A 3,235-nucleotide genomic window follows, 5' to 3' on the forward strand; every position below is an offset into this window, starting at 1 on the left:
GGATAGCTTATCGGTAGCTAACCGTCCCTCCATCCACATGACCAAGCGTTGCACTTATTATCTGAATTCGCGAAGCGACTTCGATTTCTCGCTGGGCGCATTGCGCCACAACTACGGCTCCGCAAGTGCCGATTATAATGCCGCGTCAGTCAGTGGTTTATGGCGCTATGGTTTGACCGACTCTCTGTCTCTCTCTACCCACGCCGAAGGACGTGAAGGACTGGCAACGGGCGGTGTCGGCGCCGATATTGCTCTCGGCCTGCTCGGTACGCTGAGCACCAGCATCAGCCACTCCTCTCCTGATGGCCAGCAGCTCTCTGTCGGCTACAGCTACTACGGCAGACGTTTCAGCCTTAGTGCCCAGCATCTGCAGCGCAGCCGGGGTTACAGCGATCTCTCTGTTTACGATACCAGCGCCACCCTGAGCCGCCGCACGGATCAGCTGACCCTCAGCACGACACCATTTGGCCAGTGGGGCGGCAGCCTTGGGTTAGGCTATTTCGATATTGAAGCCCAGGACGGCACCCGGACACGACTGGTCAATCTCTCATGGAGTCGTTCGATCTGGGGGGCCAGCAGCCTGTATCTGGCGCTGAAAAAAACACTGGGGAGCAACGATGCCACTCTGCTGGCGCAACTGGTGATCCCACTGGGTGATAGCGGAACCGCCAGCACCAGCATACAACGCGATTCTTCAGGCAAACTTTCCGAACGGCTGACCTACAACCGCGCAGCGCCAGCCAGTGGCGGACTGGGCTGGAATGTTGGTCTTTCCACCGGCAACAGCGATTATCGCCAGGCCGATTTGACATGGAAAAACGATTATTCAGTCATTAGCGGCGGTTTTTATGGTGAGCCAGGCGCACAGAATAGCTGGCTGGATATGGCGGGCTCTCTCATCTTTATGGACAACGCGTTCTTTGCCACCAATAAGGTCAGCGATGCCTTTATTGTGGTCAGCACCGATGGCTACCCGGATATCCCGGTCAGCTATGAAAATCGGCTGATCGGTTCGACGGATACCAGCGGCCATCTGCTGGTCCCCTGGGCCAGCGCCTGGTATCCGGCGAAACTCAGTATCGACACCCTTTCCCTGCCAGCCACCGTCACCACGCCAAATGTGGAAAAACGCGTCGCCGTACGCGAAGGCAGTGGCGCGCTGGTGACTTTCCCGGTGCAGAAAGAGCGTTCGGCATTGATCAAACTGGTTGATGAACATCACCAGCCGCTGCCACCCGGCACGCTGGTGACAGAAACCGTGAGCGGGCAGACCGCCGCCATTGGCTATGACGGGCTCGCCTGGTTCAGTCATCTGGCGACTCAAAACGAAATTGTTGTTTCGCTGTCGACAGGCAACTGTCATCACACTTTCCCGCTGGCTGAGGACAGTGATATCGCCAGCAGAATCGGGCCGCTGGTCTGTTCAACGCATTGACCGAAGGATGAGTTTAATGAAAACGTTGCTGAAATTACTGCTGCTCCCACTGTTGTTACTCAGTTTTTACAGTCATGCCGCCTGCACCGCCAGTTCGTCATCTTTCAGTTTTACTTCGGTCGGTTCGTTCACGCTGGCCAGTACCGCCCAGTATGTTTCAGCCCCCAGCAGTTTCAGCTGCGTCACTGATTCTCTGCTGTCACTGCTCAGCAGCTATACTGTCACTGCCACCATCAGCTCCGCCAATGCCTCCGGTACGACACCCCGTCTGTACTCTTCCGCAGCCAGCAGTTATATCCCTTACCAGCTCTGTAGTGACAGCGTATGCAGCAGCACCTATACGGTAGGAACCACAAACTCATGGACATCGACCAGTCTGATCACCGCGTTAAGCAGTGGCAGTAGCACCACCATGCCTCTCTATCTGGTCACCACCACTGGTGCCAATGTGCCCGCAGGAACCTATACCGATACCATCACGATTGTCTGGACCTATACCACATGCAGCGGCATAGGTCTGGCAGGCATATGTCTTGGCACCACTACCGCTTCCTCCACCGCCACTCTCTCAGTGACCATGGTGGTCACCAATGACTGCACGATCAACAGCGCACCCGATGTGGATTTTGGCAGCGCGGCACTTCCTGAAAATTTTTCCACCGTCAACGGCACACTGAGTATTACCTGCACCCAAAATGCCACCTACAGCGTTGATCTGACCAGCGTTAACAGTTCATCAGGTGACTGGCGGCAGATGTCAGCCAGTGTGACCAGTGGCACCGCTTACCTGCAGTATCAGTTATATCAGTCAGATGGCACGGCATGGACCAGCAGCAACGATCTCAGCGCCACGGGGACAGGAGAGAGCCAAACCATCAGTTACAGTGCAGCAGTGAATGCCGATCAGGATAACCAGCCAGCGGGAACGTATACGGATACCGTTAACGTGACGGTGACCTACTGACACCAGATGTGCGCCAGCTCACTACTCCGGGCAAAATCCGCTTATTCCATTTCTTTCTGAGCGCCGCAATGCTTAAATCGATTAACGGCGTATTTTCAGGAGGCAACATGCTGCCATCACGTACCCTTAGCGTGACTATCCCGCGTAACTGGCTGGATCTCTATGAAACTATCTGGAAACCTGAATTTTTCCCCAAATGGGCTTCAGGGCTAAGCCATTCTCCACTGGTCAATGCAGGCAACGTCTGGAAAGCTCAGGGACCGGAAGGCGCGGTCAAAATCCGTTTTACCCCACACAACACGCTGGGCGTAATGGATCACTATGTCGATACCGGTCTGGGTAAAGAGATTTATATTCCGATGCGAATCATCGCCAATCAGGAAGGAGCCGATGTCGTGATAACAGTATTCCGCCAGCCACTGATGTCAGAGGATAAGTTTGCCCAGGACGTTGCCTGGGTGGAGCGCGATCTGCAAACCCTGCATAAACTGATGACATCCTGATTTTTCTGCCCATTTACTCCGTTAAATATAAGGCCCGGAAATTATCTCAGGGCCAGTTTTTTATTCACTCTATTTTCTCGCTGAACGTTCCCGGAGCCAGAATAATTCACTCAGGATGATTATCACCAGGATGAATCTGACAAAAAAAGCAGATAACAAAGAAAATAACTGGCTCTGACAGCCCAAATATCAGAGTTTCCTGATGATGTTTGTTGTTTTAAAACGAGGTATAACTCAGTTCATACACAGCAATATCCGGTCGTGACGCAGACTTAGTGTTGTTGTACTCTTTGCCCTTTGGATGATTGATGGCAAAGATTGATGTGGTTTGTC

3 protein-coding genes are annotated in these 3,235 nt (G+C 53.4%); all 3 read left to right on the forward strand.

The window, feature by feature from the left end; genetic code table 11:
• A partial coding sequence (locus ACSZO1_RS21970; protein ID WP_437616457.1) for a fimbria/pilus outer membrane usher protein occupies positions 1 to 1,435 on the forward strand: 1,435 nt, incomplete at its 5' end.
• Between the two features lie 16 nt (positions 1,436 to 1,451).
• Positions 1,452 to 2,399 carry a Csu type fimbrial protein gene (locus tag ACSZO1_RS21975; RefSeq protein WP_437616459.1) on the forward strand — a complete coding sequence of 316 codons (948 nt, stop codon included), beginning with the start codon at positions 1,452 to 1,454 and terminating at the stop codon, positions 2,397 to 2,399.
• Positions 2,400 to 2,506: 107 nt separating this feature from the next.
• Complete coding sequence (locus ACSZO1_RS21980; protein WP_437616461.1) at positions 2,507 to 2,902, forward strand: polyketide cyclase; 396 nt, start codon at positions 2,507 to 2,509, stop codon at positions 2,900 to 2,902.
• The last annotated feature ends 333 nt before the right edge of the window (positions 2,903 to 3,235 follow it).

Origin of the sequence: Erwinia sp. V71 (genome assembly GCF_965644245.1) — a bacterium.
Taxonomy (GTDB): domain Bacteria; phylum Pseudomonadota; class Gammaproteobacteria; order Enterobacterales; family Enterobacteriaceae; genus Erwinia.

Bases quoted from the DNA above. Each gene is read 5' to 3' on its own strand.
- ACSZO1_RS21975 (WP_437616459.1), top strand. From the start codon at position 1,452: ATGAAAACGTTGCTGAAATTACTGCTGCTCCCACTGTTGTTACTCAGT.
- ACSZO1_RS21980 (WP_437616461.1), top strand. From the start codon at position 2,507: ATGCTGCCATCACGTACCCTTAGCGTGACTATCCCGCGTAACTGGCTG.